Source organism: Kitasatospora sp. NPDC059088 (genome assembly GCF_042738155.1).
In the GTDB taxonomy this organism is placed as follows: domain Bacteria; phylum Actinomycetota; class Actinomycetes; order Streptomycetales; family Streptomycetaceae; genus Kitasatospora.
This window is the reverse complement of record NZ_JBHYGR010000271.1, coordinates 1-3,321: the sequence shown is the minus strand read 5'-3', so window position 1 is coordinate 3,321 and position 3,321 is coordinate 1. Positions and strand designations below refer to the sequence as shown.

4 protein-coding genes are annotated in these 3,321 nt (G+C 73.0%); 3 read left to right on the top strand and 1 reads right to left on the bottom strand.

Features of this window, described 5'->3' with window-relative positions; all coding sequences use genetic code 11:
* Positions 1-87: 87 nt before the first annotated feature.
* Positions 88-1,257: a sensor histidine kinase gene (locus ACFWXO_RS45165; RefSeq protein ID WP_380399093.1), complete on the bottom strand. Its 1,170-nt coding sequence runs from the start codon at positions 1,255-1,257 to the stop codon at positions 88-90.
* A 336-nt stretch (positions 1,258-1,593) separates the two neighbouring features.
* On the opposite strand from ACFWXO_RS45165, the gene ACFWXO_RS45160 reads away from it, so the two are divergent.
* The 3 genes from ACFWXO_RS45160 to ACFWXO_RS45150 all read left to right on the top strand — a co-directional run.
* A complete protein-coding gene (locus ACFWXO_RS45160; RefSeq protein WP_375881878.1) occupies positions 1,594-2,010 on the top strand; it encodes an NADH-quinone oxidoreductase subunit A in 417 nt (138 codons plus the stop codon).
* The gene (locus ACFWXO_RS45155; protein ID WP_380533039.1) at positions 2,001-2,636 is read left to right on the top strand and encodes an NADH-quinone oxidoreductase subunit B; all 636 of its coding nucleotides are present in this window, start codon (positions 2,001-2,003) and stop codon (positions 2,634-2,636) included. The genes ACFWXO_RS45160 and ACFWXO_RS45155 overlap by 10 nt, the downstream gene beginning before the upstream one ends.
* The coding region (locus tag ACFWXO_RS45150) for an NADH-quinone oxidoreductase subunit C (protein ID WP_380533037.1) at positions 2,633-3,321 on the top strand (689 nt) is incomplete at its 3' end. The genes ACFWXO_RS45155 and ACFWXO_RS45150, both read left to right, overlap by 4 nt.

Below are 3,321 nucleotides of genomic sequence, written 5' to 3'. Positions count from 1 at the left end.
TACGTCCAGTACGAGGCCGACTCGGGCGCACGCCCAGCCGGGCGCCCAACGCCGCGCGCTGATCTGCCAAGATCCGCCGGACAGGCCCTAGCGGCGGGCGGTGCGGGTGCGCCAGGGCAGCTCGACGGTGACGGTGGTCGGGCCGCCCTCCGGGCTCTCCACCAGGAACACCCCGTCCACCGCCCGGATCCGCTCGGCCAGCCCGGCCAGGCCGCTGCCCGGGTAGGGGGCCGCCCCGCCCCGGCCGTCGTCCTGGACCAGCACCATCAGCTGGTCGTCCGAGCGCCAGACATCGACCGAGGCGCTGGTGGCGCCGGCGTGCTTGGAGACGTTGGTCAGCAGCTCGCTGACGGTGAAGTACGCGATGCCCTCGACCGCCGAGTCCGGGCGCTCGGGCTCGCCGTCCGGCCCGGCCAGGTCGACGTTCACCTTCACCCCGCCCGGGACGGTGCAGCGGGCCGACACCGCGGACAGCGCCGCGTCCAGGCCGCGGTCGGTGAGCACCGCCGGGTGGATGCCGCGGGCCAGGTCGCGCAGCTCCTGGAGGGCCAGCTTCACCTCACCGTGCGCGTTGTCGACCATCCGGGCGGCGACCGCCATGTCCTCCTGGGTCTCCACCTCCCGCAGCCGCTCCTTGGCCATGCCGAGGTCCATCGCCAGCGCGACCAGCCGGGCCTGGGCGCCGTCGTGCAGGTCCCGCTCGATCCGGCGCAGGTCGGCGGCGGCGGTCTCGACGACGGTGCCGCGGTCGTCCTCCAGCTCGCGCACCCGCTCGGCCAGCGCGCCGGGGAAGAGCAGCGACTCGATCAGGATCCGGTCGACCGCGGCCATCGCGCGCACGATGAAGGGCAGCACCGGCCACAGCGTGATCACCGAGACCAGGGTCAGGGTGAAGCTCAGGATGCCCCAGGGCAGCATCAGCACGTTGTAGAGCGCCGAGCGCCAGTTCAGCAGGTCGGTGAGGTGGGCGATGGTGTAGCCGACCAGGCCCGGGCGGCGCTGCTTCACCGGCTGCGGATCGTCGATCGCGGAGCCGTACGCCGAGCGGGCCCGGCTGCGGCCCAGGGCGCCCAGGGCACGGGACCCGGCCAGGCCGGCGGCCAGCACCGGCAGGCCGATCACCGTCACCGACAGGCCCAGGCCGGCCGACAGCGCGGTCACCGAGAGCACGAAGCCGGCGATGCCCAGCGGGAAGTTGAGCATCAGGTGTCCGACCTGGCGCCACATCCGCGCGCCGTACAGCGGCGGGCGCTCCATCCGAGCGTCCTGCTCCTTGATGGCGTCCACGGCGCGGTTCAGCGACTTCATCGGATCATCCGTCCCCTCGTTCGAGCTGGCGGCCCCCAGCATCCCGAACGGGGGAGGGGATGTGCCATGGGGGTGATACATCTTCCGGGGCGGGGGTTATCCCCACCCCGGAGGGCCTCCGGGCGTTCACCGGGTTGTCCACGGGACGTCTTGCGGAGCGGGCAGGTTTCGGGGGGAGTGGAGCCCTCCCCTTAGACTCACGCATTGGCCATGGTTAAGACCGTGTGAGGAAAAGTCGTAGAACTGTCTTGAGGGCGGGTTCGCGGCCGAGGTGGAGGCGAAGGCATGGAGGGGCAGCAGGTGGCTGCCGTCGCGGCCGACCCGTCGGTCGGCGGCGGCTACTTCGACGCGTACGCCGCGATGGGCCTGCTGGCCGTCATCGGGGTGCTCTTCGTGACCGTGGCGTTCACCGCCAACCGGCTGCTCCGGCCGGTGGTGTACTCGCCCGAGAAGCTCCTCGCCTACGAGTGCGGGGTGGACCCGGTGGGCGAGGACTGGGCGCACACCCAGATCCGCTACTACGTGTACGCCTTCCTCTACGTGATCTTCGCGGTCGACGCGATCTACCTGTTCCCGTGGGCGACCGTCTTCGCCACCGCCGGGTACGGCGCCGGAACGCTGATCGAGATGTTCCTCTTCATCGGCTTCCTCGCGGTCGGACTGCTCTACGCCTGGAAGAAGGGCGTTCTGGAATGGACGTGACGCACACCCACTCGCACGGTGGCCAGGGCGGTCCCGTCCCGCTCGGACTGCCCGACCCGGCCGCCCCCGGCGCCGTCGGGCGCCGCAGCATCGGCCCGCTGGCCCGGCTCGCGCCGGACCCGGTCAAGGTCGTGCTCAACTGGGGCCGCCGCTACAGCCTCTGGTGCTTCAACTTCGGCCTGGCCTGCTGCGCGATCGAGTTCATCGCCGCGTCCATGGCCAAGCACGACTTCATCCGGATGGGTGTGATCCCGTTCGCGCCCGGCCCCCGGCAGGCGGACCTGATGATCGTCTCCGGGACGGTCACCGACAAGATGGCGCCCGCCGTCAAGCGGCTCTACGAGCAGATGCCCGAGCCGAAGTACGTCATCTCCTTCGGGGCCTGCTCCAACTCCGGCGGCCCGTACTGGGACTCCTACTCCGTCACCAAGGGCGTGGACCAGATCATCCCGGTCGACGTCTACGTGCCCGGCTGCCCGCCGCGGCCGGAGGCGCTGCTCCAGGGCATCCTCAAGCTCCAGGAGAAGATCGCCGCCGAGTCCCTGCCCGGCCGCTACACCGCGCCCGCGGCGGCACTGCGCCGGCCGCTGGTGGCGGGGCCCCCGAACGATGGAGGAGTGTCGTGAGCGAGCGCGGCGAGCGACCTGTCGAGACGCTCACGGCGGAGCAGTACGCGGCGTCGGTCGGGGAGTGGGCGACCGGCGCCGAGGCGTACGGCCTGATCACCGTCGACGTGCCGGCCGAGCGCTGGATCGAGGCGCTCACCACCGCCCGCGACGTGCTGGGCCTGGGCTTCTTCGACTGGCTGAGCGCCGTCGACGAGCTCGCCGAGGGCTTCTCCGTGGTCGCCCACCTGGCCGCCGTCGAGGCGCCGGGCGTGCGGCACCTCGCGCTGCGCACCCGGGTGCCGCGGGACGGCGCCGCACTGCCGAGCGCCGTCGCGGTGTACGCCGGGGCCGCCTGGCACGAGCGCGAGACCCACGAGATGTTCGGCATCGACTTCCCCGGGCACCCCCACCTGGCCACCCTGCTGCTGCCGGACGGCTTCGAGGGGCACCCGCTGCGCAAGGAGTTCGTGCTCGCGGCCCGGGTCGCCAAGGACTGGCCGGGCGCCAAGGAGCCGGGCGAGTCGGACCACGGCGCGGGACCGGCCCGGCGCAAGATGCAGCCGGCCGGCGTGCCGGACCCGAACGAGTGGGGGCCGCTCAAGGGCACCCTGCCGCCGGTGGCCGAGCGGCCCGCGCGCGGTGCGCGGGCGGCCGGCGCGGCGGCGCGTACGCCTCGGGCGGGCGCGGCCGCGGCTGCGGCTGG